The 24,415-nt window shown below is 32.9% G+C and carries 20 protein-coding genes; 3 read left to right on the top strand and 17 right to left on the bottom strand.

Annotated features, from left to right (window positions below; genetic code table 11):
• Positions 1–71: 71 nt before the first annotated feature.
• From HS848_RS00705 to HS848_RS00655, 11 genes are all read right to left on the bottom strand, one after another.
• Positions 72–1,139, bottom strand: coding sequence for a YkvI family membrane protein (locus tag HS848_RS00705; RefSeq protein ID WP_107507138.1), 1,068 nt, complete (start codon positions 1,137–1,139; stop codon positions 72–74).
• 338 nt (positions 1,140–1,477) lie between these two features.
• Positions 1,478–1,978: a hypothetical protein gene (locus tag HS848_RS00700; protein WP_107507139.1), complete on the bottom strand. Its 501-nt coding sequence runs from the start codon at positions 1,976–1,978 to the stop codon at positions 1,478–1,480.
• 100 nt (positions 1,979–2,078) lie between these two features.
• The gene (gene dhaM, locus HS848_RS00695) at positions 2,079–2,459 is read right to left on the bottom strand and encodes a dihydroxyacetone kinase phosphoryl donor subunit DhaM (RefSeq protein ID WP_198610907.1); all 381 of its coding nucleotides are present in this window, start codon (positions 2,457–2,459) and stop codon (positions 2,079–2,081) included.
• 289 nt (positions 2,460–2,748) lie between these two features.
• A complete protein-coding gene (locus HS848_RS00690) occupies positions 2,749–3,765 on the bottom strand; it encodes a FecCD family ABC transporter permease (protein ID WP_198610906.1) in 1,017 nt (338 codons plus the stop codon).
• Positions 3,762–4,766, bottom strand: coding sequence for a FecCD family ABC transporter permease (locus HS848_RS00685; RefSeq protein WP_198610905.1), 1,005 nt, complete (start codon positions 4,764–4,766; stop codon positions 3,762–3,764). The genes HS848_RS00690 and HS848_RS00685 overlap by 4 nt, the downstream gene beginning before the upstream one ends.
• A 32-nt stretch (positions 4,767–4,798) precedes the next feature.
• The gene (locus HS848_RS00680; protein ID WP_198610904.1) at positions 4,799–5,596 is read right to left on the bottom strand and encodes an ABC transporter ATP-binding protein; all 798 of its coding nucleotides are present in this window, start codon (positions 5,594–5,596) and stop codon (positions 4,799–4,801) included.
• A gap of 547 nt (positions 5,597–6,143) precedes the next feature.
• Positions 6,144–6,977 carry a YitT family protein gene (locus HS848_RS00675; protein WP_198610903.1) on the bottom strand — a complete coding sequence of 278 codons (834 nt, stop codon included), beginning with the start codon at positions 6,975–6,977 and terminating at the stop codon, positions 6,144–6,146.
• A gap of 560 nt (positions 6,978–7,537) precedes the next feature.
• Complete coding sequence (locus HS848_RS00670) at positions 7,538–8,770, bottom strand: NupC/NupG family nucleoside CNT transporter (protein ID WP_198610902.1); 1,233 nt, start codon at positions 8,768–8,770, stop codon at positions 7,538–7,540.
• Positions 8,771–9,097: 327 nt separating this feature from the next.
• On the bottom strand, positions 9,098–11,266 hold the full coding sequence (locus HS848_RS00665) for a bifunctional glycosyltransferase/CDP-glycerol:glycerophosphate glycerophosphotransferase (protein ID WP_198611669.1): 2,169 nt from the start codon (positions 11,264–11,266) through the stop codon (positions 9,098–9,100).
• A 27-nt stretch (positions 11,267–11,293) separates the two neighbouring features.
• The gene (locus HS848_RS00660) at positions 11,294–12,784 is read right to left on the bottom strand and encodes a glycosyltransferase (protein ID WP_198610901.1); all 1,491 of its coding nucleotides are present in this window, start codon (positions 12,782–12,784) and stop codon (positions 11,294–11,296) included.
• 269 nt (positions 12,785–13,053) lie between these two features.
• Complete coding sequence (locus tag HS848_RS00655; RefSeq protein ID WP_198610900.1) at positions 13,054–14,781, bottom strand: ABC transporter ATP-binding protein; 1,728 nt, start codon at positions 14,779–14,781, stop codon at positions 13,054–13,056.
• A gap of 187 nt (positions 14,782–14,968) precedes the next feature.
• Between HS848_RS00655 and pbp4 the strand changes: the two genes are divergently transcribed.
• Complete coding sequence (gene pbp4 / locus HS848_RS00650) at positions 14,969–16,261, top strand: penicillin-binding protein PBP4 (RefSeq protein ID WP_198610899.1); 1,293 nt, start codon at positions 14,969–14,971, stop codon at positions 16,259–16,261.
• 106 nt (positions 16,262–16,367) lie between these two features.
• Here the strand turns inward: pbp4 and tagD are convergent, their stop codons facing one another.
• The 4 genes from tagD to HS848_RS00630 all read right to left on the bottom strand — a co-directional run bounded on the left by tagD (position 16,368) and on the right by HS848_RS00630 (position 19,967).
• On the bottom strand, positions 16,368–16,766 hold the full coding sequence (tagD, locus tag HS848_RS00645; protein ID WP_107507149.1) for a glycerol-3-phosphate cytidylyltransferase: 399 nt from the start codon (positions 16,764–16,766) through the stop codon (positions 16,368–16,370).
• A 110-nt stretch (positions 16,767–16,876) separates the two neighbouring features.
• Entirely contained in the window at positions 16,877–17,941 is a 1,065-nt protein-coding gene (locus HS848_RS00640) for a glycosyltransferase family 2 protein (RefSeq protein WP_198610898.1), read from the bottom strand.
• The gene (gene tarB, locus HS848_RS00635; RefSeq protein WP_198610897.1) at positions 17,938–19,023 is read right to left on the bottom strand and encodes a teichoic acid glycerol-phosphate primase TarB; all 1,086 of its coding nucleotides are present in this window, start codon (positions 19,021–19,023) and stop codon (positions 17,938–17,940) included. The genes HS848_RS00640 and tarB overlap by 4 nt, the downstream gene beginning before the upstream one ends.
• A gap of 131 nt (positions 19,024–19,154) precedes the next feature.
• The gene (locus tag HS848_RS00630) at positions 19,155–19,967 is read right to left on the bottom strand and encodes an ABC transporter permease (protein ID WP_107507152.1); all 813 of its coding nucleotides are present in this window, start codon (positions 19,965–19,967) and stop codon (positions 19,155–19,157) included.
• A gap of 318 nt (positions 19,968–20,285) precedes the next feature.
• Here HS848_RS00630 and tagH point away from each other — a divergent pair, with 318 nt between their 5' ends.
• Complete coding sequence (gene tagH, locus HS848_RS00625; RefSeq protein WP_107507153.1) at positions 20,286–21,080, top strand: teichoic acids export ABC transporter ATP-binding subunit TagH; 795 nt, start codon at positions 20,286–20,288, stop codon at positions 21,078–21,080.
• An 835-nt stretch (positions 21,081–21,915) separates the two neighbouring features.
• On the opposite strand, the gene tarA is transcribed toward tagH, so the two are convergent.
• The gene (tarA, locus tag HS848_RS00620) at positions 21,916–22,677 is read right to left on the bottom strand and encodes an N-acetylglucosaminyldiphosphoundecaprenol N-acetyl-beta-D-mannosaminyltransferase TarA (protein WP_198610896.1); all 762 of its coding nucleotides are present in this window, start codon (positions 22,675–22,677) and stop codon (positions 21,916–21,918) included.
• A 212-nt stretch (positions 22,678–22,889) separates the two neighbouring features.
• Here tarA and HS848_RS00615 point away from each other — a divergent pair, with 212 nt between their 5' ends.
• Positions 22,890–23,633: a M50 family metallopeptidase gene (locus tag HS848_RS00615; RefSeq protein ID WP_198610895.1), complete on the top strand. Its 744-nt coding sequence runs from the start codon at positions 22,890–22,892 to the stop codon at positions 23,631–23,633.
• A 95-nt stretch (positions 23,634–23,728) separates the two neighbouring features.
• Here the strand turns inward: HS848_RS00615 and HS848_RS00610 are convergent, their stop codons facing one another.
• Positions 23,729–24,376: a metal-dependent transcriptional regulator gene (locus tag HS848_RS00610; protein WP_107507156.1), complete on the bottom strand. Its 648-nt coding sequence runs from the start codon at positions 24,374–24,376 to the stop codon at positions 23,729–23,731.
• Between the last annotated feature and the right edge of the window lie 39 nt (positions 24,377–24,415).

Below are 24,415 nucleotides of genomic sequence, written 5' to 3'. Positions count from 1 at the left end.
GTGACGTTATCACGAATTGCTTTTAAGATTAAAACATTCAATTTAAATTGTAAAGTTTAGTTATTTTAAAACTAGGCAATGTGGTCTTTGTTATCATTTTTACGAACGTAGTACTTAATAAGTACTGCTACAACGATAAATAAGCCAACTACACCCATAATATTATATAAGAAGTTAATTAAGTCTGCGAAACCAACGAAACTTAGGATAAATGCAGCAATCATCATAATAACGATGAAAACATGATATTTTTTACTGTATGTTTCTGTAAAACGTGCAGCAAATGAATAGCATAGACCTAAAATTGTGTTATACATTACCGCAAGCATAATGATAGTTAAAACAAGACCAATCCATGGATTAATATCATTTGCAAGTGTGAGCGTTGGAATTTCTGCGTTCTTAATTTTTGGATATTCTGATTGTAATGCAAAGTTGATTAATGCAAGTAAGATAGTATAAACAACGCCACCGAACATTGCGCCTGCACCAGAAACTTTACGTTTAGATGCGTCGCCACCAATGGCAACTACCGTACTGAATCCGACAGCAAATGCTAGTCCACCGTACATTAATCCTCTAACGGCACCCCAGAATATACTTGTTTTTTCTACTGTACTATTAACTTCACTTATTGGAACACTACCTGCAAATAAGTAGTAAACCGCAATAAGTACTACCATAATAATTAAAAATGGTGTAACGATTCCAAGTGCACTAACGATTTTATTAAAATCTAATAATAGTGTTAAGTAAATCACTACTGTCATAATAAGTGCACCTAACCACGTTGGAATTCCAAAACTTTCTTGGAATGTAGAACCCGATCCGGCAATCATAGTTACTGCTATACCGAATAGGAAGAATACAAGTATATAGTCGAAGATTTTACTGAACTTCTCTCCAAATAAATATTGTAACGTTGACTCGTGATTCGTAGCTTCAAAGGCAGTACCGATTTTAGCTACTTGTCGGCCAATAAAGCCAAGGATTAACCCTGAAATTAATACACCTATATATGACCATAGACCATAAGGCGTAAAGAATTGCATTACTTCTTGGCCAGTTGAGAATCCGGCACCAACTACGATGCCGACATAGGCGAAACCAATTTTTACAGCTTCTCTATTTAAACCCATGCGAAAAAATAACCTCCTTAAATTTGACACATTGAGAATTATAACGTACTAAAAATATTATGCAATAGCGTATAACAGTAGCAACTCAACCTTTATCGGCTGAAAGTACTGAGCTAAATACTATTAGAAAAGATTGAAAAAAATTGAAAAACTATTAAATTTGTTAACAAATTCATAAATGAGTAACTAGTAGTGGGCATAATTGTTAAAGTCTTATAATTAAGAGAAGCTAATTTATAATAAATGATAACCAATAAAAAAACGATATGAAAACGTAAATGCTGTCTTCATACCGATATATGTAGCTTAGTATTGGGTTATATGGTGATAATTAATGATTATTGTGAGCCACCATATTGTTGTAGTTCATTAATATCAACGACTACATTATCCATACGTTTTGCCGTTTCTTTTAGTGCGTTTCTAGCGACATGGTTACTTGGGTCTAATTTCAAGATTTGTTTCGCTACTTTAAATGCTTCAGAATCTGAAATAACGGGCTCAGGTATAGCATGTAATAATAACATTTGTAACAAGCTTTTGATTTCTTTTCCATTGGTTAATTGGATGGAAGATTGTGCGTGGTAATATGCAGAATCTATTGCACCTTCCACTTCACTCAATGGATATACTAATAAAAGAAATGCTAAGTCATGTAACTCTGCCGTTTCTTCGAATTTAATCATATATAAGATACATGTATAAAACATCATACTTTCATGTTCATGTGCACATGAAATGTAGGCTTCTTCGAAATCCATAAAATCAGCTTGAGACATTATTTGTCTCACCTGTTCAAATTCGCCACTTAACACATATTGTTCAATGCTTTCTTGCATGACAAGGCTCACCTACTCTCCACCTATTTTGCAATACTACTATTCTATCATAATTAAAGTTCATTTTCATATTATAATAATTTAGTTAAATTCAACTGTTTTATTTAAATGCAGTTGTTTTAAATGAAGTTTTTTCTACTTCTTGTATAACTTCATCTGTAGAACCACCCACTGATAATTTAACAGCAGCCGTAAAACTACCTTCTACGATAGGAGCGTTCATTTTCTTAATATTATACGGCCCTTTATATCTTTCAATGGCTAAGTTAATATTCATTTCCGAAGATCCTAAATCGTAAAAACATAAAGCATCCTCTTCCACACTATTAATGAGTCGTTGTACTGCACTAAATGACGTGCCAATCTCCCCATCGACACCACCATATGCTAATATATTAACACTACTTGCCATCTTATTCAGTAGTGCTTTAGTCCCATTTGCGATATCTTCACTATGACTAATAATGATAATTGAGGTCACTTATATTCATCTCCAATTCATGCATTAATTTCTTATATCATATTGTTTATCTAGCGTTATATCGTAAATTAAAACATTCGATTTTCTTCTATTTCTTCTCTCTGTCATTCCATTATAGATTAAGTACTATAGATGTGCTAACTTTTGAATAATTTAGCGTTTAAGCCTATACTCTTTTACTTTTGAAAATTAAAAAAATACACTTCAAAAAGTTGGATGATTAGCCATTTTCACTAAAAAATGGTTAACGATAACCCAACCTATTGAAATGTACATTAAACTACAAATACTAAACACTTTTAGATTTATACATTAAATAAATAAAATATGGCGCGCCGATAATCGCCACAACAATCCCAGCAGGAATACCAGTTGGTTCAAGAATGATTTTACCAAGTGTATCTGCAAATACTAATAAGAATGCGCCTACTAGTATAGAAATTGGTAAAAAGAGTTGATGTCGTGGTCCCACGATAGACTTAGCGATATGAGGACCCATTAAACCTATAAATGTAATCGAACCTGCTACGGCTACCGCTACTGAAGATAATACTACGGCAATGAAGAAGAGAACGATACGTTCACGCTCAATTTTCACACCTAAACCTTTCGCAATATGCTCGTGTGTATTAACTAAATTCAATACATTCGATTTATACATTAAGAAAGGGAACAGAATAATTATCCATGGCAGAGTAGCAATCACAAAGGCCCATTCATCGCCCCAAATATTACCAGCAAACCACGTTGCGATAAATTCAGATTGATCTTCATCAAATTTAGACATTAGGGTAATAGAGCCACCATATAAAGCTGTTTGCATACCTACACCAATTAACACCATACTCGCTGGCGTAATACCATCTCTTTTATTCATGCTAAATAAAAAGATAATAATTGCAGTTGCCACACCACCAATTACACTAATAATTGGTAGAAGATAAACAAAATTGTCAGGGTCGATTTGACCAACTGATAAGAATAAAGCAATCGCAAACCCACCGCCAGCATTAATACCTAAAATACCTGGTTCGGCAATTGGATTCTTAGTCACACTTTGAATAATCGCACCACTTAAACTTAAAGCTGCACCAGCTAAGATAGTGATTAACATTCGTGGAAAACGAAATTCCATTAAAATTAATTGATCATAGTATTCACCTTGGCCAATCAATGTTTTAAAGAAATGATCTACTGGAATTTTGTATTCACCAGATGCCACACTCCATGTGCATGCTGCAAATAAGAGTATCGCAAAAATAATAAAGGTAATAATTTGTTTGCGTCTCAATTTAGGATGTATCATATTGTGCGGCCTCCTCTTTTAACTAAGTATAAGAAGTAAGGCACACCAATAAATGAAATTACTGCGCCGACTGGAGCTTCACCTAGCATTCGCGCTACTGTGTCGGCTACTATCATTAATAAACCGCCTGATAAAGCTGTTAATGGTAATACCTTAGCGTAATCTGTACCGACTAAAAATCGTACGATATGAGGTACCATTAGACCTACGAAGGCAATCTGACCAACCATAGATACGGCCACACCTGCAAGAATCATTGTTAACACTAAGCTCACACCTCTTATCAGTGTGATATTTTGACCTAAACCTTTAGCTAATGTTTCTCCCAAATTTAGAATCGTTAATTGCTTACTCATTGTTAAGATAATGACAACTGCAATAACAATGACTGGCCCGCTCCATAGTAATTGTTGCCAAGTTGTTCCTGAAACACCACCTGCACTCCAATATGTAAGTGATTGATTCAATTTAAATGTTAGTGCTATACCTTGGCTAAGTGCTGTTAATAGCGCACTTACTGCCGCACCGGCTAATATAATCCTCATAGGGTTAAACCCATCGCGTCTTGAGCGCCCAATCATTAAGACAATAAAGCCACCTAACATTGCGCCAATAAAACCAGCGAACATTAACATTAGAAATGGCGCTTCAGGATAAAATGCGAACGTACATGCCAATGCAAAGGAAGCACCTGAATTCAATCCGATTAAACTTGGATCCGCAAGACCATTTTTTGTAACACCTTGAATAACGGCGCCCGCTACTGATAAAGCCATTCCTACTAACACTGCTCCCAAATCTCGAGGAATACGAATTTCACTAATAATATTGTGTTGCTGATTCTTGGGGTTATAGTGAAAAATAGCATCGCTTATTGTAGATAAGCTGATTTTAGCGTCACCAATTAAAATAGAAACTAAAAGGGCACCAAATAATAACACTAAGACTAAAATAATATAGCCTATAAACCCAAAATTAACTTTCTTGTCCTTCCCTGTCATATTAAAATCCCTTTTCTTTATTTGTTTTTAAATTATGAATAATTTTTTTGGAATAGATCATAAGTTACTAAAAGCGGTTTCCCAGTTCGTGGGTCTGTACTAAGTACCACATCAATATTAAATACTTTTTCTAAAATATCTTTAGTTAGCACATCTTCTGTCGCACCACTTGCTACAATTTCCCCTTTTTTCATTGCAATGAGGTGATCTGAAAAACGGATAGCTTGGTTGATATCATGTAACACCATAATAATCGTACAACCTTGTTCTTCATTTAATCGTTGTACTAACTCCAATATTTCTAGTTGATGCGAAATATCTAGATAAGTTGTAGGCTCATCTAAGAAAATAATATCTGTTTTTTGGGCTAATGCCATCGCAATCCATACACGTTGGCGTTGCCCGCCACTCAAATCATTAATTGAACGATGTCTAAATTCTGATGTGCCGGTTACGCTTAATGCCCAGTCAATTTCTTTTTTATCTTCGGCAGATAAACGACCAAATCCTTTTTGATGTGGAAAACGACCATACGACACAAGTTCGCCCACTGTAAGACCATCCGCTACTTCAGGTGTCTGCGGTAAAATTGCAATCTTTTTAGCAATTTCTTTTGTCGATTGTGTGTGAATATTTTCACCGTCTAATTGAATTTCACCCTTTTTAACCGCCAACAAACGTGATAATGCTTTTAATAAAGTGGATTTACCACAACCGTTCGGGCCAATAATCGAAGTTATTTTCCCGTCAGGTATTTCAACATCCAAGTTATTAATAATTGTGTGATCCCCGTAGCCAATTTCAACTTGTTGTCCTCTTAAACGATTCATGCTCTCCCTACTTTCATGAAAAATAAATCTATTAATAAAATCTAAACTTAATTGATAATAATTATCATAGTCAACAGAAATATTATAACATCTTTGTAAACCACTGACTATTTCTAAAATGCTAAAAAATAGAGGCTAGGAATTATTAAATATGTTCAGTCGTACTATAATTTTTTTACATAGACTCTTCATTAATTTAGTTGATTAGGTTTTAAAGATTTTTATATAAAATTACATATAATAACGTAGTATTGTTGGCGAGACTCCTGAGGAAATAGGTCTAGGCAAAGACTATAGGATAAAGCTAGCAGTAGTTGCCTGAAATGAAGAGGCGTTCGAGCCTCACTTTCTTCATTTCTAGTCAACCTTGCCGGGGCGGGACTACGAAATCTTAGAAATTACATTAGATTTCTGTCCCGCTCCCTCGGAAAGTGAGCCAAACAATACGAAGTATAAATAAAAATAGAGACTAGGAATTATATATTGAACATCGCTCTAAGCTAATATTTCAATATACTTGATATCCTAACCTCTATAAACTAACGTATTATTCATCTATTAAGAAACCATTACCATAAACATCACGCACATCGTGAACGACAAGAAAAGCCTGATTATCTATTTTACGTATGATTCGTTTAGCACGTGAGACTTGAGTCTTTGCTACTACCACATAAAGAACATCCTTTTCCTCACGACTATAATAACCATGTCCATCTAAAATCGTTAGACCACGTCCTACTTGCTCGTCGATTGCTTTTGCTACTTCATCGGGTTTACTAGAAATAATAGTCATTGCTTTCTTCGTATTTAATCCTTCAATAACATATTCCATTACTTTAGTTCCGATGTATAAAGAAATCACTGTAACTAACGCTTTTTGTAAAGGTAAAACAGTTAATGAGATAAGCACTACAATCAAGTCGAAGAATAATAGCGCATATGCTGTACTTACTTCTAAATATTTATTAGCTATACGTGCCAAAATCGTTGTACCTGCAGTTGTACCTCCAGCTAATACAATGACGCCAATACCTAATCCAACACACGCCCCACCAAATACAGCATTAATAATGACATTGTCTGTGGCCACATGCCAAGATTCTGTTAAACTCAAAAATACTGAAATAAGTACCGTCGCAATAATTGTTAACACTGTACTTCGCTTACTTAAAAACTTATAGCCTAGAACAATTAAAACAGCATTCGCTACGAAGTTTGTAATGGCTGGCGAGATGTGAAAAGCATAGTATAATACGATGGCAATCCCAGTTACTCCACCTTCACCTAGATTACCTGAAATGATAAATGAATTTACTCCTGCTGAAAATATGAAAGAGCCTAGTATGACTAGTATTAAATCTTTAATAGTTTTATTCACATATACCAACCCCTTTTATAGAATGTATTAATAAAAATGTAGCATATTCCTTTGTTAAGCTACAATATTTATTTTGAAAATATGTAAATTAATAATAATCGAATAAAATTATATAGTAATAAATCATACGTGATAATTGAATAGTGACGACAATATCGTTATTCCAGAGACCTCTGCAGCACTATCCATTAAATATTTTTAAATTTTCTGAATTTTTTATTTACTTCTTAATCTTATACTGCTATAATGTGTATAACTTCTTAATAAGAGAAGTTATCTCCTTTGTGTTGTTTATAGTAACAAAACAAATTTTGCTCGAAGTACTGTGACAGTACCTAGTCCTTACCGTTACAAGTACATTAATATTCATTTCCCATAAAAACCAAGTATATAAAGTGTCTCCTCACTTTTTGTGCTTGGTTTTTATCATGTATTTCAAGTCGCTTACAATTAAAAAATCTGCATACTAAAAAAGACTTGAAGAGGTTTTCATTTAGAAAACCTCTTCAAGTCTAAAATTTTGGTGTTAATATCCCAGATACTTAATTTTACAATGATTCTTACCAAGCAAATAAACCAACAAAGGCTGCAGTAAGTAATGATACTAAAATACCAGAAAGAAGCATCATCGGTACATATTTAGCTACGAAATCCGACGTTTTCTTATCGACGATACCTTTTAATGTACCTACAATCATTCCGATTGTTGAGAAGTTCGCAAATGATACTAAGAATGTTGAAATAACTGCTTGTCGGTGAGGACTATATGTATCGACAACTTTAGTAATTTCGCCCATAACTACAAATTCGTTTGTCACGATTTTTTTAGCCATTTGTTGCGCTACAATCCATGCTTCGTCCCAAGGTAAGCCTAAAAGTAAAGCAAATGGATACATGAAAACGCCTAAAATTTGGTTTAATCCAAAGCTACCTTTCACACCTATGCCACTAGCAATAAGTCCAGTAATTAAATTAATGAAACGGTCTATTAAATCTGCTAATGCTACGAAACTAATAACAAATGCAATAATGATAAGTACTAATTTACCAGCATTTAATACCGAATCGCCTAAGAAAGAGAAGAACGGTTGACGTTCTACAGTTTCATTATTGTTAATGCTATAAATAATATCTTCTTGTTCTTCTACAGTCACTGGATTCAGAATAGAAGACACAATAATCGCATTAATAATATTTAGAGGTATTGCCGTTAAAACAAGTTCCCCAGGAATCATTTGTACATATGCACCAACAATAGCTCCTGAAATCGAGCTCATTGACATCATCGCAACAGTTAACACACGCATTTCGTTCATACGTTTCAATTGTGCGTTTGAGACTGCTAATGCTTCAGTATTACCTAAAAACATCATTTCAATTCCGAAAAATGACTCGAACTTAGGTTGACGTGTAATTTTAGCTAGTAACCAACCAATGCCACCAATAATCTTAGGAAGAATATTAAAGTACATTAGAACGTCGAATAGTGGTACAACAAGTAAAATTGGGAATAATGCGCTAATCGCCATGTCCATTTGTTTGCCACTTGTAAAACTACTAAATGCAAATCCTGTTCCCGTATGCGCCGATTGAATTACCCATGCAATTGCAGCAGCTAAGCCTTCTACAATAGTTCTTCCAATTTGGAAATAAACAAAGAACCATGCCAAAAATACGTTTAAAATAACAAGAATTAAAATAGATTTCCATTGGATATTTTTACGATCTCTAGAAAATAAAACTGCAATTCCTAAAAATACAAGTAACCCAATGATATTAATCAACAAAAACATAAGGCACCCACCTAAATATAAAATTTTTAAACTCACTATGTAATAGCGTGTCTATTTAACAGAACCGTACTTTGTCTCTTATAATAACGTTAACATTCCGTAAATAACTTAATTATCATTATACCATGCGCTAATGTTCGATAAAATAAAGTTTTTAGAGATTTCTGTGAAAATTCACGAACAGTAAATAACAACCTTGATTCTAAAACAAAGATTCTAACAAGTTTCACTAAAAAACAGACGCAAAGATGCTCTTTCTAATGAAAATCACCTTTACGCCTGTATTTTGAGATTTATGCTTAATCTCTGTTTCGCTTCATAATAAAGCTATTTATTTTTCTCAATATCGTTATAGATATAGTCACCGATAAATTGAGAAGATTGTCCTTTTTCAATAGAGCAAAAATCATTATAAAACTTCTCAATTTTATCTTTATATTGCACTTTATGTTGATCTAATTGTTTTAATTCTTCAGCTAGTTTAAATTCATCTGTAATGATTTCGCCTGGTAAATCATTCATATAGTCCATATAGAAACCACGTAAACCTTTGTCATATTTTTCAATATCGTATGCAAAGAAGAATTGTGGTCGTTTTAAGATACCAAAGTCAAACATCACTGATGAGTAGTCAGTGATTAATGCATCAGAGATAAGATATAACTCAGAAATATCATTATAATTTGATACATCAATCGCAAAGTCATCAAATCCATTTAAATCTAACGCATTTGCAATCAGATAATGCATTCTTAATAAAATCACATAGTCATCGCCAAGTTCTTTTTGAAGGTTAGCAAGATTGATTTTCAAATCAAATAAGTACTGTCCTTTTTTAACAAACTCATCGTCTCTCCACGTTGGCGCATACATAATTACCTTTTTACCTTCAGGTAAGTTCAAGTCACGTCTAATTTGAGCAAGGTATTCAGTATCATGTTGACGATTAACTAAAACATCATTTCTTGGATATCCAATTTCCCAAATTCTATCCTCATCCATCCAGAAAGCTGTTTTGAAAATGTCTGAAGAATATCTATTTGGAGAGACTAAATAATCCCAACGAGATGCTTCTGCATAAAAGTTTTTCTTATAGTTCGCCGTCGTTGTACCTGGCATTCTAACCACTTTCATATCGTTAGCTAAACGCTTAAGTGGTGTACCGTGCCAAGTTTGAATATAAGTTTGATTGTCTTTTTTATTTAAATAAAGTGGCAATCTAGCATTTGAAACCCAATATTTTGCTCTAGAATACGCTTCATAGTATTCTTTAGACCCTTTTTTAACTTTAGTTGCATTTCCTGGAACGACATTATTCTCTGGTTTTAAAAATACCCAAATATAATTAAGTTGTGGGTAATGTTGTTGCATATATTCATAAATATATTTAGGACTATCGCTATAGTTTTTACCACCAAATGCTTCAAACACAATTGTGTTCTCATCAACGGTATCTTCACTATCGCTTAATTGATATCTTGAACGTTCTTTCATCTTACTATTAGTAACAATATTTTTAACTAAACGCGTTTTATTACGTAAATTATTTACATATTTAGCATTTTCAACATTGTCCATAGCTAAGAATAGCACTTCAAGGTTATACAATACTTTTCCATCGCTAATAATATTCCATTTTAACGCTTTTACTACTCTGATAAGTGGTTGTTCAAGTGTAATATAGCGTGCTTTAATATCTCTTAATGATGGATCAAAGCCAGTCTTAATTTCATTCTTCATTTTTTGAATTAAAAATTTTCTAACTTTCTTATCATCTGTTCTTTGCATCGCATCAAAGAAACTATTGACATGGTCTTCAAATTTATTAGTAAAATCTTGCCCACTTAATGTATTACCATTAAATGGATCGTACACTTCACCACGATAGTAGAATGGGAAATTAGTAATTCTTACAAAACTTTCAGCATGCTTTAAATATTCTAAAGTAAATGAATGATCTGTATAGATATTTAACTCTTCATTAAATTTGATGTTATGTGCTTTTATAATCGCATTTTTAAATAAAATATTACATACAGATTCTTTTCTTAAAATCGTGTTAGGACTTTTCTTATGAGATGCGTACTGTAAACGCACTTTATCTTTATCAACATACTGCGCACGTTGAGTAGTAAATTTATGAATTGGTGCAATTAAAGTATCTAAACCATTAATGTGACGTAAATAGAAGTCAATTGCATATGATGCTAATTGGTCATCTGCATCAAGGAACATGACATATTGTCCATGAGCCTCATCTAAAGCAATATTTCTAGCATGCGCGTGACCACTATTCTCTTTTAATTGAATAAACTTAACATCTTTATCATAATTTTTTAGTTCTTTTTGTAAAATTTCTGTCGATCTATCAGTAGAATCGTCATCTACGATAATAACGTCAAAGTCTTGATTTCTCTGGCTTTTTAAACTATTGATACATTCATCAATATATTCTTCATTATTATAATACGTAATAATAATTGATATTTTATTCAACATAATTCTCTCCATTTTCTAATTGTACTAAGTATTTGTTATGTCATCGAGGAGTGCTTGATAATTTTTGAGTGCTTTTTTCACATCAAATTTTGTACTTAATTTTACATCTTTGAAGTCTGTATTTCTAGCCATTTCTATTCCGTTAGCAAATGCTTCTACATTATCTTTTTCGACTAGTATACCATTTTCACCATTAGTGATTAATTCACTAGGTCCATAACGCATATTATAAGAAACTACAGGACAGCCAGTGTTTATACTCTCCATTACAGTTAAGGCAAAACCTTCATATTGACTCGTCAATAACGAAGCTCTAACAGTAGCAAACACTTTTTTCGGTTGATCCGTATGACCTTTAAACTGCACATTATCTTTAATATTTAACTTAGCGACTAAGCTTTTTAATTTCTTCAAACTACCATCTTTATCATTACCATAAATCAATAATTTTGAAGTGTAACCTTTCTTTAAATACATGTCGAATGCACGAATAATATGGTCAATTTGTTTTTCCTTCGTAATTCTACCTATAAAACAGAACTGGTCTTGCACATTTTCACGAGTCGTTGCTTTAGCTATTTCTAGAAAATGAGGAATGACATCTATTTTATCATCATTGATTGAAAATTGTGATTGGATATCATTTTTTTGGTAATCAGTTAAAACGATATATTTATCGATTGCTTCATTCTTCTCAAGGGCCAATTGATAAGATTTACGTATCTCATCATTAATCAAATGATTGCTATGAAAGACCAAGATACGCTTAATATTATTTTTACATTCAATAAGCGGTCTATCTAATAAGCGCGCATCATTAAATACAATGCTACCATCTTTTAAAACTTGATTATAATAATATGTGAATAACTCTTTTTCCTTTTTAAAGACGAGTATTTTATTTTTCTTTTTAAAATAACGTATTTCGATTAACTTATTGTCTTCATCATTATTAAAACTTTTGTTCAAATACATTTTACCTTTGCGGTCATAGTATTCTTCATTAACCTTAAAAGTGGTTTTCTCATCATAGTAAGTTATTTTATGTAATTTACCATTTAACGTATATTCTTTTCGCTTACTAATGTTAGAAGTTCCTTTAACGATAGTGTCTTCATACTTAATCACATTTGAGTCTTTATAATATTTTCTAAACATGACACGAGTCTTGGCTTTATAATACGTTACGTCATCTCCATATCTTTCAGCTTTCAAACCTAACACCTTAATTTTAGATTTAATAGCTGCTTTGTCTATAGAGGAAGGTGGCGTCGGTTCTTCTAACAATTTATAATTCGCTAGCCAATCATAAATATTGTCTAATTTTAAATTGTCAGTTATAAAACCTTTTCGTCTAAAGATTTTATAAACGTTTTTATAATTTGCATTATAGTTAGTGGTTAATATCGTTGATGGCTCATTTAATTTCTCTTCCAAAAACTTTATTCTGTATAATAATGCTTTTGTTCTTCCGCCATGCACTGGAGGCAATGTTGATGTTATCGTGTATAGCATAGTCTTTCACTCCATTCTCTAACTTCTCACATCATGTGCGAGTTTTACTATTATGCATATAGTTTCAAAAAAACACATATATACTATTAAGGTTGATTATTTCACATTCGTTAAGTGAACTCAATCCAAAGCTATGTTATTTGTAAAATTGAAAATAATATAAATAATAAATATTTTCATTCAAAGTACAGATCGAAAAATAGCTCTAAGTTGATTTCTACTTACTTCAAAATCAACTCAGAGCCATTTTATGATTCTTACATATTCAATTATTCGCTTAAGTTTTGTGTTGATACGAATTGACGGTATTTTTCATGGTTCGCCATCAATTCTGAATGTGTACCTTTACCGGTCACTCTACCTTGATCTAGGAAAATAATTTGACCAGCTTTTTTAATAGTTGAGAGTCGATGCGCAATTACAATTGTCGTACGCCCTTCCATTAAAATTTCTAAGGCTTCTTGAATTTTTTGTTCACTTTCACTATCTAAGTTCGCTGTTGCCTCATCAAGTAATAAAATATCAGGATTTTTAACGAAACTACGTGCAATATCAATACGTTGACGTTGTCCTCCAGATAACTTGAGACCGCGTTCTCCAACTAACGTATCGTAACCATCATCAAATTGCATAATAAAGTCATGACAGTTAGCAAGTTTAGCATATCGAATTAACTCTTCATCAGAAACTTCACGATTAATTCCATAAAGAATGTTATCTCGAATCGTACCGCTCATCATCGAATTAGATTGCATAACATATCCAATTTTTTGACGCCAATTTGTAACCGGTATGTCGTAAATACTTTGTTCACCATATTTAATATCTCCCGCTTCAGTTTCATACATGCGTTCGATTAAGTTAAAGATGGTACTTTTCCCTGAACCAGAAGGCCCTACAAACGCACTCACTTTACCTTGAGGGATACGGAATGACACATCATTCAAGATAGGTTGAACATCATATTTAAAGTTAACCTCTTCGAAAGCTAATTCGCCATCAGTAATTGAAACATTAGCTACTGGTTCTAAGTCTGTCATTGGTTCAACAGGTTCTTGCATAATTTCAAAAATTCGACTACTAGCACCGACTGCTTTTTTATAGTCTGTAACTAATGTAGATAGATTCATTAACGGCATAGATAATTGCATCACATAAAATATCATAGCAATTAAGGCGCCGGCAGTAATCGCTCCAGTAGCAATTCTAATTGCACCAAATCCTAAGATAATGGCAATCATGAGTAACATAATCACACTTGAAATCGGTTGAATAATAGCCACGATTTTAGCTTGTTTTAAACCTAAATCGTATATTGCTCGCAAGTTATAATGCGCATTATTCAATTCCTTGCGCTCTGTATTAGAAACTTTTACTAAGCGCATTTCAGTTAGCACACGCCCTAACAAACCACTAAAGTTAGCAATTTCTGTTTGTGTATTAATCGAAATCTTTTGCATTTTTCGACCTAATGGAATCATAATCGCCATAAATATTGGAATAGCGATAAATGTTAATAACGTCATTTGCCAATCCATAATGAATAACATAACGATTGATCCTACTAATGTAATCACTGCTGGTAATAGTTGCGGTAACTTTTGTGAAATAAATTCATTAATCACTTTTGTATCGTCAGTTAAACGACTCATTAGTTGTCCACTTTCGTTTTTATCGAAAAATGGCATTTTTAATTTAATAATGTGTTCCCATAAAATCGAGCGAATATCATAAATCATTTTCTCGCCAATTTTGCTGAGTAAGTATATGCCAATACCACTTAATAATGCATTAACTATAAATATGCCGGCGAATAATATAACAATATTCCAATTAATACTACTTGTGGAGAATTTATCTACTAAACGCCCTGTAAATAATGGAATAAGTAATCCGCTTATACTGCCTAATGATGAAATAATAATAGCAGTAATAATTAACGCATACGGCCATGATAGCCGTTTAAATAAGAAAAATAATGGATTTTGCCCTTTCATAAACTAACCCTCTTTTATATTCATTTTAAATTATATTGTTTCTGTCTTAAGTTTGAGGTAGTTAATCTCAAATATTCAATAATACTTTTACACCCTATTTTCTTGTGAGCAATTCAATTATGTTTATCTCAACATTTCGCTATGTTAAACTATTTTCACTGAAATTTTTAACAAAAGGAAAGAAAGTATGAAACGAATTATTACACTTATCTTCAGTACGCTCTTAACGGCTACTATTATAACACCTATGACGAATGCTGCTGAAGAAACGCTCACACCTACTGAAATCACACGCCAATATGGTTATCCGAATGTCACAGATACCTATCAACCAGAAAGTGCTATCAACGTTAGCCAATCCGGTCAAATACTTTATAGCTATCAGGCGAATCAAACTTGGCAACCCGCTTCTATGACTAAGCTTATGACCATGTATCTCACGCTTGAAGCCGTCAATAAAGGTAAGCTTTCGCTAAATGACAAGATACATATTACGCACAGACATTATCGAATGTCAACTTTACCGGAACTTAGTAATACTAAACTATATCCTGGTGAAACATATACAATTAAAGAGTTGCTTCAAATTACAGTTTCCAATTCAAGTAATGGAGCAGCATTAATCTTAGCTGAGAAAGTTTCAGGTAATGTAAATGACTTTACTGATTTGATGAATAAGAAAGCGAAAGAGATTGGCATGCATCATACCCATTTTGTTAATCCGACTGGTGCTGAAAATCATAGATTAGCAGGGTTCGCTCCTTCGAAATACAAAAGTCAAGATGTCTCTACCTCTACGGCAAAAGATTTCGCTATACTTGATCACCATGTGATTAAAGAAACACCAAAGATTTTATATTTTACAAAGCAATTAGCACCTACGCAACACGGTGTGACGTATTATACATTTAATCATTCACTAGAAGGTGCCAAAATGAGTTTAGAAGGTACCGATGGGTTAAAAACTGGTTCAAGTGATACGGCAGATTATAACCATACCATTACTACAAAACGTGGTAAGTTACATATTAATCAAGTACTTATGGGAGTTGGAGATTACAAGAAGTTAGGTGGTGAAATGCAACGTAACATGATAGGTAACGCACTCATGAATCGTTCATTTAACCAATATGAGTATAAAAAAGTGTTACCTCAAGGTAAGCATAAGATTAATGGCAAAACTTATTACGTCCGAGACGATTTGTATGACATCATACCTCAACATTTCACTTCCAAAGATTATAAATTTGTAGTGAAAAATGGAAATGTCCACCTAAATTATAATCGTCAATTCTTAACAGATAGTGATGGCCCTCCTACTGTCAAAGTTACACGACCTGCACTACACAAAGCGAATACATTTGTTCAACATATGTGGCATAATTACCCAACACTAACTATACTTGTGGGAGCGTTAGTTTCTATTATTTTGATTTTAATTATTTATTTAATTGGTCGCCTAATCTCTAAACATCGCTAATGCTTTAAAATTAAAAATGACATCCATCACAAGCGTTATGTTACTACCTACGCAAATGAGGGATGTCATTTTTTATTATTGCTAAATATTATATTCGAATCGTTTATTATTTAGCGTCTTTACCGTACAATTCTTTTTTAATTTGAGTAGTTGAAATACCTTCAGTACGTTTTAAGTATACAACTTCACACTTATCTTTTAAGAAGTCGAATTCGCCTTCCCAGTCGTGGCCCATTACAAATACATCAACATCAAATCGATCTACGTCAATTTCTTTTTGTCCCCAATCACTCTCGGGGATAACTAAATCGACATAGCGAATCGATTCTAGCATCATTTTACGTTGTTCAAAATCATAATAAGACTTCTTGTTTTTAATTTGGTTAAACTCATCTGTTGATAGCGCAACAATTAAGTAGTCGCCCATTTCACGAGCTCTTCTTAATAATTCAATATGACCATAATGTAACAAGTCATATGTGCCGTAAGTAATTACTCTTCTCATACCTAGTTGTCTCCTTAACTAAATTTTTAACAGTGCTTCATAATCTTAATGTAGCATAAATAAAATTTGCATACCATTATTTCTATAATGCGCTCACTTAATACGTTGGGTTATCTTTTCAATATTTTCTTTAAAGATTGTTTACCATTGAATGCTAATTTTTTGGGCATAACTTGTGCTTTAAAAAGCAGATATCTAGGTCTTCCAATGCCTACATTCACAAGCGTTTGACGCCACTTTTCATAACTCTCTTTATCCCAATTTGTCGCACCTTGTTCGACTGCTTGAACAATTCTAAATAATGCATCACCTGAATAATCAGTATGTTGCATGTCTTTAATATATTGCGTTATTTTATCAGTAAACTGTGATGTTATTCGGCTATATTTTAATAAATAAGCTTGTATCAAATAACTTACAATTAAATTATCCATGCGATAGCTATAATATGCTTTCTCGTTCGTTAATAACAACATTTCCATCACACGTTGACGCACTCGTCGTGCATCTTCGATATACGATAAGAACGTATCAGCACGTTTATCCGTCACTGAACCTTCTCGTTCATTGTAGCCATAGACGATTAAAGGAAGGAGTTGAATATCTCGTGCCGTTAAATAAGCACGTGTAATAAAGGTATGTTCTTCGCAAAAAACAACATCCTCATCAAATTGTAAGGCTTTAAATTTTGAGTTAAATAATTTCCCGCCTGGGCCTATAGATTGCAAAATTTCGGGAGCTTGCGCTAACGTCACCATAGCGTTACGATTTATCTCTTCATGAGTAGGCACAACTTTCCAATCACCGTTTACGCCTCGTCCAATTTGTCCAATTACAATATCAACGTTCTGGTCGCTTTCATAGTAATTTATCATTTGATCTAATCTTCCCGGTAAAAATTGATCATCTGCATCTAAAAACATAAACGCTTCGACATCATCAGCCAGTGCGGCTAAACCTACATTTCTACTTTTAGCAGCGCCTTGGTTGTCTTGATTATAAATCACAAGATTTTTAACTTCTTTTTGTAATTGCATTAATACTTCTCTAGTACGATCGGTTGAACCATCATTGATACAAACAATTTCCACTTCATGCGTAGTATCAATTGATTTAACAGCCTTTCGAATCGTATGTTCTGCATTATACGCTGGAATAATCACGGCTATTTTCATTCTTTCACCAACTTTTCAATAAATTGTACTGTCTGTTCTAAACTATTCAAGCTATTGTAGCGATGCCAATCTTTAAATAATGGACGTAGTTGCGTCTCATTTTTAATTTTGCCTATCAATTCTTCTTCATTATTCACTTTATACGCTTGTGGTATGGCATCGTAAAATCGATTTAATCCTCGCACACGTCTATACTTTTCTTCATCATATACATAAAATAATGTTGCTTTATTTAATAAACTAGCTTCAATCGGTAAGGAACTATAATCACTAATAATCACATCAGCCATCACCATTAACTCTGAGGTAGGAATCTCTGGTGTGTAGCCACTAATTGAAGGATGTAATTGATTGATCAATGTATAGTTCGGTAGTTCCTTTTCAAAATGAGTTTTATCTAACTGTCGATTATCTGACGCATCTTCGCGATATGTTGGCACATATATCGCCAATTTATTAGGAATATTATAATATTCTTTCAATCGTGTTTGCTCAGCCTTGAGGTCGAAATTCATATAGTTAACTAAACGTGGTAGCCCTAGTTGTAACATTTGATTGTCTGTCGCGCCAAATGATTCTTTAAAGCATTCCCCCATCTCATTGCCACCAATAAGATAATAATCTGTAGCGTCATACACACGTCGATACTGTTTCACCATTTTAGAATTATTTAAATCAACTTGATGGTCGGTTAAGCCAAAGTTTTTTAATGCGCCGGAAGCATGCCATGTTTGGATAATCGATTGTCCTTGTTTCTTAGTGTATCCCCCAAGCATTAAGTAATACGTATCGATGACAATTACTTTAGCGCTACTCAACGCTGCAATGTGTTTTACAACATGTTTATTCCCCGCCGGCAAGAATGTCGTATGTTTAAGATGGGTTAAGCGCGCTTGCTCTTGAGCTTTCGCAATTACAGTAATCGCATAGCCTTTATTGTCTAATTCTTTAATAATCGGCATCATGTCTTCAGGAAATGTCATTAAACACACGATTTGTGTTTGGTTAACCTTTCTCCCTTTGAAAATGAAGTTCAATACCGCAATCATTAACATATACACATTTTTAATAATGATTCGCATACTTATACCTCTCAATTTTAGTTATTTACAAAATGATAATTCCTTATCTTCATCACAATATCATGTAATCTTTAGCCAACTCCTATATTAAAAGCTGAGACACTTTTATAAATGTCCCAGCTCTTAAAATATTATAAGAAATCAGCGAAATGATCGCGATATTTACGATGTAAAATAGAACCTAATACAAAGAAGACTAAAATAACTACTACGTTATATAGGAATAATCTCCAATGTTCAATAAAGTACCACTGATGGAATAAAATAGCAGCACGATATGATTGTGCTAAGAAGTAAACTGGATTAAATTTCATAATATCATTAATCACACCACTAACGCCTGTATCTTTAGGTATCCATAAGATAGGAGACATATAGAACAGAATTCTTAATAACGCTTGCATCACCATTTGTGTATCACGCACAATAATACCCAATGTTGAGGTAAAGAGTGCTACTGAAGCGGTAAAGAAAAATGTAAGTGGTACATAAACTAATAATTGCACAATATGTATTGAAGGAATAATTCCATTTCCTAAACAAATGGCAATAATTAACGCTAGTAAACCTATGTGTCCATAAAATTTACTTGTCACTGTATATGTAGGAATAATTGATAACGGGAAATTCATCTTAGCAACTTGATTAAATTTCATAGATACTGATTTCGTACCTTCAAGAATCCCTTGGTTTACAAAGAACCACATGCTAATACCAACTAATAACCATAAGATAAATGGAACGCCATGAATAGGCGCATTACTACGAATACCCATACCAAATACAAACCAATATACCATGATTTGTAAAGCAGGATTGAGTATTTCCCAGGCCATACCAAGATAGTTATTCTTATTGCTTATTTTAATTTGGAATTGTGCAAGTCTTTGTACTAAATAAAAGTTTTTGATATGTTCTTTAAAAACTGACCCTACTGCCGACATTGAAATAAACCACACTTTCAATTAAATATCCACACTGGCATTTAAATTCTTTAATTTGTCATTTGAATAACTTTATTATATAGTATTTCTTCAAAAGTTTAATGTATTTATACGTACTATTGAATTCGTATTTCATTTTACTCGTTCAATTATCGAAAGTCTCGTATTTGTGAATTTCATTTTCCAAAATGTAAAATCTACTTTCCGATAACTAAACTATTCAAAATCTCTAATACACTTTACACTAGGTTAATAAATTTAACAACACTTGTGTAATGTATTATAATCTATATGACTACTTATAAGAAAGGAATAATCATGAGCGTATCCGTTAATATTAATAATGTGACAAAAGAATATCGCATTTATCGCAATAATAAAGAACGCATTAAAGACGCCCTGATCCCTAAAAATAAGAATAATACATTTTTTGCTTTAGACGATGTATCAATAACTGCCCACGAAGGCGATGTTATTGGTTTAGTTGGTATTAATGGTTCTGGCAAATCAACGTTAAGTAATATGATTGGTGGTTCATTATCCCCTACGTCTGGGAATATTGAACGTAATGGTGAAGTCAGCGTTATCGCTATTAATGCCGGTCTAAATGGTCGATTAACTGGTGTAGAAAACATTGAATTTAAAATGCTTTGCATGGGCTTTAAAAAGAGAGAAATCAAAGAACTTATGCCTCAAGTTATCGAATTTAGTGAATTAGGAGAATTTATTTATCAACCTGTTAAAAACTATTCAAGTGGTATGCGTGCTAAATTAGGTTTCTCGATTAATGTAACGATTAACCCTGATATTTTAGTAATCGATGAGGCATTATCCGTTGGGGACCAAACTTTCACTCAAAAATGTTTAGACAAAATATACGAATTTAAAGAAGCCAATAAAACTATTTTCTTCGTTAGTCATAATATTCGACAAGTTCGTGAATTTTGTACTAAAATCGCTTGGATTGAAGGCGGTAAATTGAAAGACTTTGGCGAAATTGACGATGTTCTACCTAAATATGAACAATTTTTAAAAGATTTCAAGAAAAAATCAAGAGCCGATCAAAAAGCATTTAGAAAAGATCTTGATAAAAAACGTTTTATCGTAAAATAAAACGCTAAGTATGGGCTTGGAACATAAATCCCAAAATGATAGAGTCTGGGACATAAATCCCAAAATAATAGCTTAGAGATGATTCATGATTGAATCACCTCTAAGCTTTTCTTTTATCAATACTTCGTATTGTTTGGCTCCCATTTCCTAGGGGGATGGGTCGAGCCACGGTCTCGACGCTCATCCTATTCCCTCAGGAGTCTCGCCAACAATACTGCGTTAGTTACATGTAATTTTACATTAAAGCACTTTTTAAAAAATAGACACTTTCGTGTAATTTAATAAATACCACTAAACCAAATTAACGCGATGTCTTATATAAAAAAATATAACATACCTTAATTGCTTTATTAGAATCATTATTTCTCTAGTTTAATATTCAATGATTTGAAAGATTTCTTATAGATGATTAATCAATATTTATTGATAGCGCTAAGCTAGAATCTAACGTTAATTGATATACACTTGTATAGAATCGAAGTATTCAAAACCATGAAACTAAGATGAATAAAGACTCAAAAGCGCTTTATCAAGGACTGGTAAAAGATAAAATTACATGTTATCCACGGAGTATTATTAGCGAGACTCCTTAAAAAATGACCACAGTAGCTAATTTTGGCAGTAGTTGACTGAGATGAAAATGCGTCTAATCTGGACTTTCTTCATCTCTAGTCAACCTTGCCGGGGCGGGACGACGAAATCTTTGAAATTACATTAGATTTCTGTCCCGCTCCCCAAGAACGCGAACTAAATAATACGAAGTGGAGATAAACGCAACATATTAAAAAAACGTAGAGATAATTCATAATTAAATCATCTCTACGCGCTTATATTTTTATTTCTTTTTCATTTTTCTTTGAACTTTTAACACTTTAAACATGAATTTTGGAATACTTCGCATACGACCAATACGCTTCCAATCGATTAATAAGCGATAAACCCATTCAATATTAAATCGTTGGAATAGTTTTGGAGCACGTTTTTTAGTATCACTAAATATTTCAAACGAACCACCTACACCCATTAATACAGTTTGTTCGAACGCATGACTATTTTTCTCTATCCATTCTTCTTGTTTAGGGAAACCCATGCCCACAAATATATAATCTGGATTAAAGCGTTTAATTCGTTTAATCACTGTTTCATCATTTAGATTAATATAACCATGATGATAGTCAAACTGTGCTTGAGGATACTTTCGTTGTAAATTAGCATGAGCCAGTTCTATTACTTCATTCTTAGCACCAAGTAAATAAACTTTTTGATGATTTGTATGAGCTATCTTCAAACAATGTTCCATTAATTCTATACCTGGCACGCGTCGCTTCAATGGCGTCTTCAGTCTATTTGCAGCTTTAATGATGCCCGTACCATCTGGCACAATATAATCTGCACTATTAATCAATGTTCTATAAGTAACATGTTCCGTTGCATAATCTACAATCTCAGGATTAGCAGTCACAATAAATAAGTTTTCTTTAGATTCTTGTGTGAAAAATGTTTTAACATTTTCAATCATATCTAACATTGTGACATTGTCGAAATGCACGCCTAAAATATCTACCTTGTCAGTTTTAGTCTTTATTTGATCACACATTAAGCAATCTCCTTACTCTCCGAACGTTTTCGTCTTCATATATTATATGCAAATATAACAAAAATTCATAACTTTTCCTCTTACTTATGTCTATGAATTTATTTGTAAACTTCAAAAGGTTCAAGTTTAAAAATACGGCTAAAGTCCAAACGCCAAAACATTATCTTTGGCTTATAATAGAAACTATAATTTAAAATTGAATGAGGTCAACTATGCTCTATTTAGAAAATTTCTTTACTACAGTTATCGATTTAAAGCTATATTTAATCATGATTATAGCTATTATATATATTATTATCCATCAAAATAGACACCATCAATTAAATCAATATTTAGATGTCTATCTTAATTATATTCCAGTATTAACTCATGAATTTGGCCATGTTTTATTCAATAAATTGAGTGGTGGTCGTGCTAAAGATTTAGTCATCGTTACACGTCCTAGCGAAAGATTACAAACCATGCAACAAGGCTACGCAATCACCCAATCTAAAGGTACTTTAGGACAAATCATTACTACTTTAGGTGGCTATATCATGCCTCCAGTAATGCTTTTAATCGGGTTAAGCGCTGCATACTATGGTCATCCAAGTCTCTTTCTTACTGCTTATATCATCATTTTTGTATACTATTTTATTCTAACATCTCGAAAATTGTCACCTATCATCGTATTAATCATACTAATAGCAGTTTTATATTTTTTATTACATCATGAAAATCAAGCAACACTTTATTATTTAGTGCTCTTTATTTATCATCTTATATTAGGTGTCTTATTAGGCGAAGTCTTACAATCCAGTTGGACCATATTTAAGCTTACTTTTCAAAAACCGTCTCCAAGTTGGGATGGTCAAACACTAGCAGATATGACACATATTCCAACAGTGTTCTACAGTATATTATGGATTGCAATCAATTTCTATTCTCTTTATTTAATGTATCAATATGCTTTCTAAATTCAAAATTGTATAAAACAATCTCCAATAAGAATGTTAACGTCCTTATTGGAGATTGTTCTATATATAATATAAGTACGTTTCAATACGTTAAATTACGCTTGCTCAGCAAAGATATTCATCGCATTATCGTAACTTAAAATTGTAATGACATCTTTACGTTTAACGATAATAACCTTATTCGTTTCATCTTTAGTAACTATTTCCACTTCATTACCTATTGAAATATCCTTACTTGAAAGATATACAAGTAACTCTGTTTTATCACGCACACGCTTAATCGCTACAGTATCTCCAGGCTCATACTCTAAAATTGAAGTCGTGTATTTCTCAACAAAATGACTATCACGCGGAATGATACCCCCGTGCGGACATGATTCAGGGTAATCTAATATTTTATCTAATCTTTCAACAAATAAATCAGAAACTCGATGCTCTAAGATTTCCGCTTCTTGATGCACTTCTTCCCAATTATATTGTAAAACTTCTATTAAAAATAACTCCAACAGACGATGACGTTTGATAATATCTAGCGTATGTTTCAGGCCTTCATCTGACAGTTTGACCCCTTTATAATGCTTGGTTTCAACGTATCCGGCTTTCTCTAAACGCCCTACCATTTCACTAACTGAAGGAGGCTTAATATTCAAATACTGAGATAATATTTTATTTGAGACAAAGGATTTATCACCATCATTCGCTAATATCGCTTTAAGATAATCCTCTTTTTCTTCAGTTAACATCATTTCACCTCACCACATACATTCACTTTATTGTACCAC

The organism is Staphylococcus caledonicus, assembly GCF_016238465.1.
In the GTDB taxonomy this organism is placed as follows: Bacteria; Bacillota; Bacilli; order Staphylococcales; family Staphylococcaceae; genus Staphylococcus; species Staphylococcus caledonicus.
The sequence above is the reverse complement of the archived record's forward strand: the minus strand, read 5'-3'. Positions and strand labels throughout refer to the sequence as shown.

Bases quoted from the DNA above. Each gene is read 5' to 3' on its own strand.
- HS848_RS00660 (WP_198610901.1), bottom strand. From the start codon at position 12,784: ATGCTATACACGATAACATCAACATTGCCTCCAGTGCATGGCGGAAGA.
- tarB (WP_198610897.1), bottom strand. From the start codon at position 19,023: ATGCGAATCATTATTAAAAATGTGTATATGTTAATGATTGCGGTATTG.
- HS848_RS00705 (WP_107507138.1), bottom strand. From the start codon at position 1,139: ATGGGTTTAAATAGAGAAGCTGTAAAAATTGGTTTCGCCTATGTCGGC.
- HS848_RS00630 (WP_107507152.1), bottom strand. From the start codon at position 19,967: ATGTCGGCAGTAGGGTCAGTTTTTAAAGAACATATCAAAAACTTTTAT.
- HS848_RS00615 (WP_198610895.1), top strand. From the start codon at position 22,890: ATGCTCTATTTAGAAAATTTCTTTACTACAGTTATCGATTTAAAGCTA.
- HS848_RS00640 (WP_198610898.1), bottom strand. From the start codon at position 17,941: ATGAAAATAGCCGTGATTATTCCAGCGTATAATGCAGAACATACGATT.
- HS848_RS00700 (WP_107507139.1), bottom strand. From the start codon at position 1,978: ATGCAAGAAAGCATTGAACAATATGTGTTAAGTGGCGAATTTGAACAG.
- HS848_RS00690 (WP_198610906.1), bottom strand. From the start codon at position 3,765: ATGATACATCCTAAATTGAGACGCAAACAAATTATTACCTTTATTATT.
- HS848_RS00670 (WP_198610902.1), bottom strand. From the start codon at position 8,770: ATGTTTTTGTTGATTAATATCATTGGGTTACTTGTATTTTTAGGAATT.
- tagH (WP_107507153.1), top strand. From the start codon at position 20,286: ATGAGCGTATCCGTTAATATTAATAATGTGACAAAAGAATATCGCATT.
- HS848_RS00685 (WP_198610905.1), bottom strand. From the start codon at position 4,766: ATGACAGGGAAGGACAAGAAAGTTAATTTTGGGTTTATAGGCTATATT.
- tagD (WP_107507149.1), bottom strand. From the start codon at position 16,766: ATGAGAAGAGTAATTACTTACGGCACATATGACTTGTTACATTATGGT.
- HS848_RS00680 (WP_198610904.1), bottom strand. From the start codon at position 5,596: ATGAATCGTTTAAGAGGACAACAAGTTGAAATTGGCTACGGGGATCAC.
- pbp4 (WP_198610899.1), top strand. From the start codon at position 14,969: ATGAAACGAATTATTACACTTATCTTCAGTACGCTCTTAACGGCTACT.
- HS848_RS00655 (WP_198610900.1), bottom strand. From the start codon at position 14,781: ATGAAAGGGCAAAATCCATTATTTTTCTTATTTAAACGGCTATCATGG.
- HS848_RS00610 (WP_107507156.1), bottom strand. From the start codon at position 24,376: ATGTTAACTGAAGAAAAAGAGGATTATCTTAAAGCGATATTAGCGAAT.
- tarA (WP_198610896.1), bottom strand. From the start codon at position 22,677: ATGTGTGATCAAATAAAGACTAAAACTGACAAGGTAGATATTTTAGGC.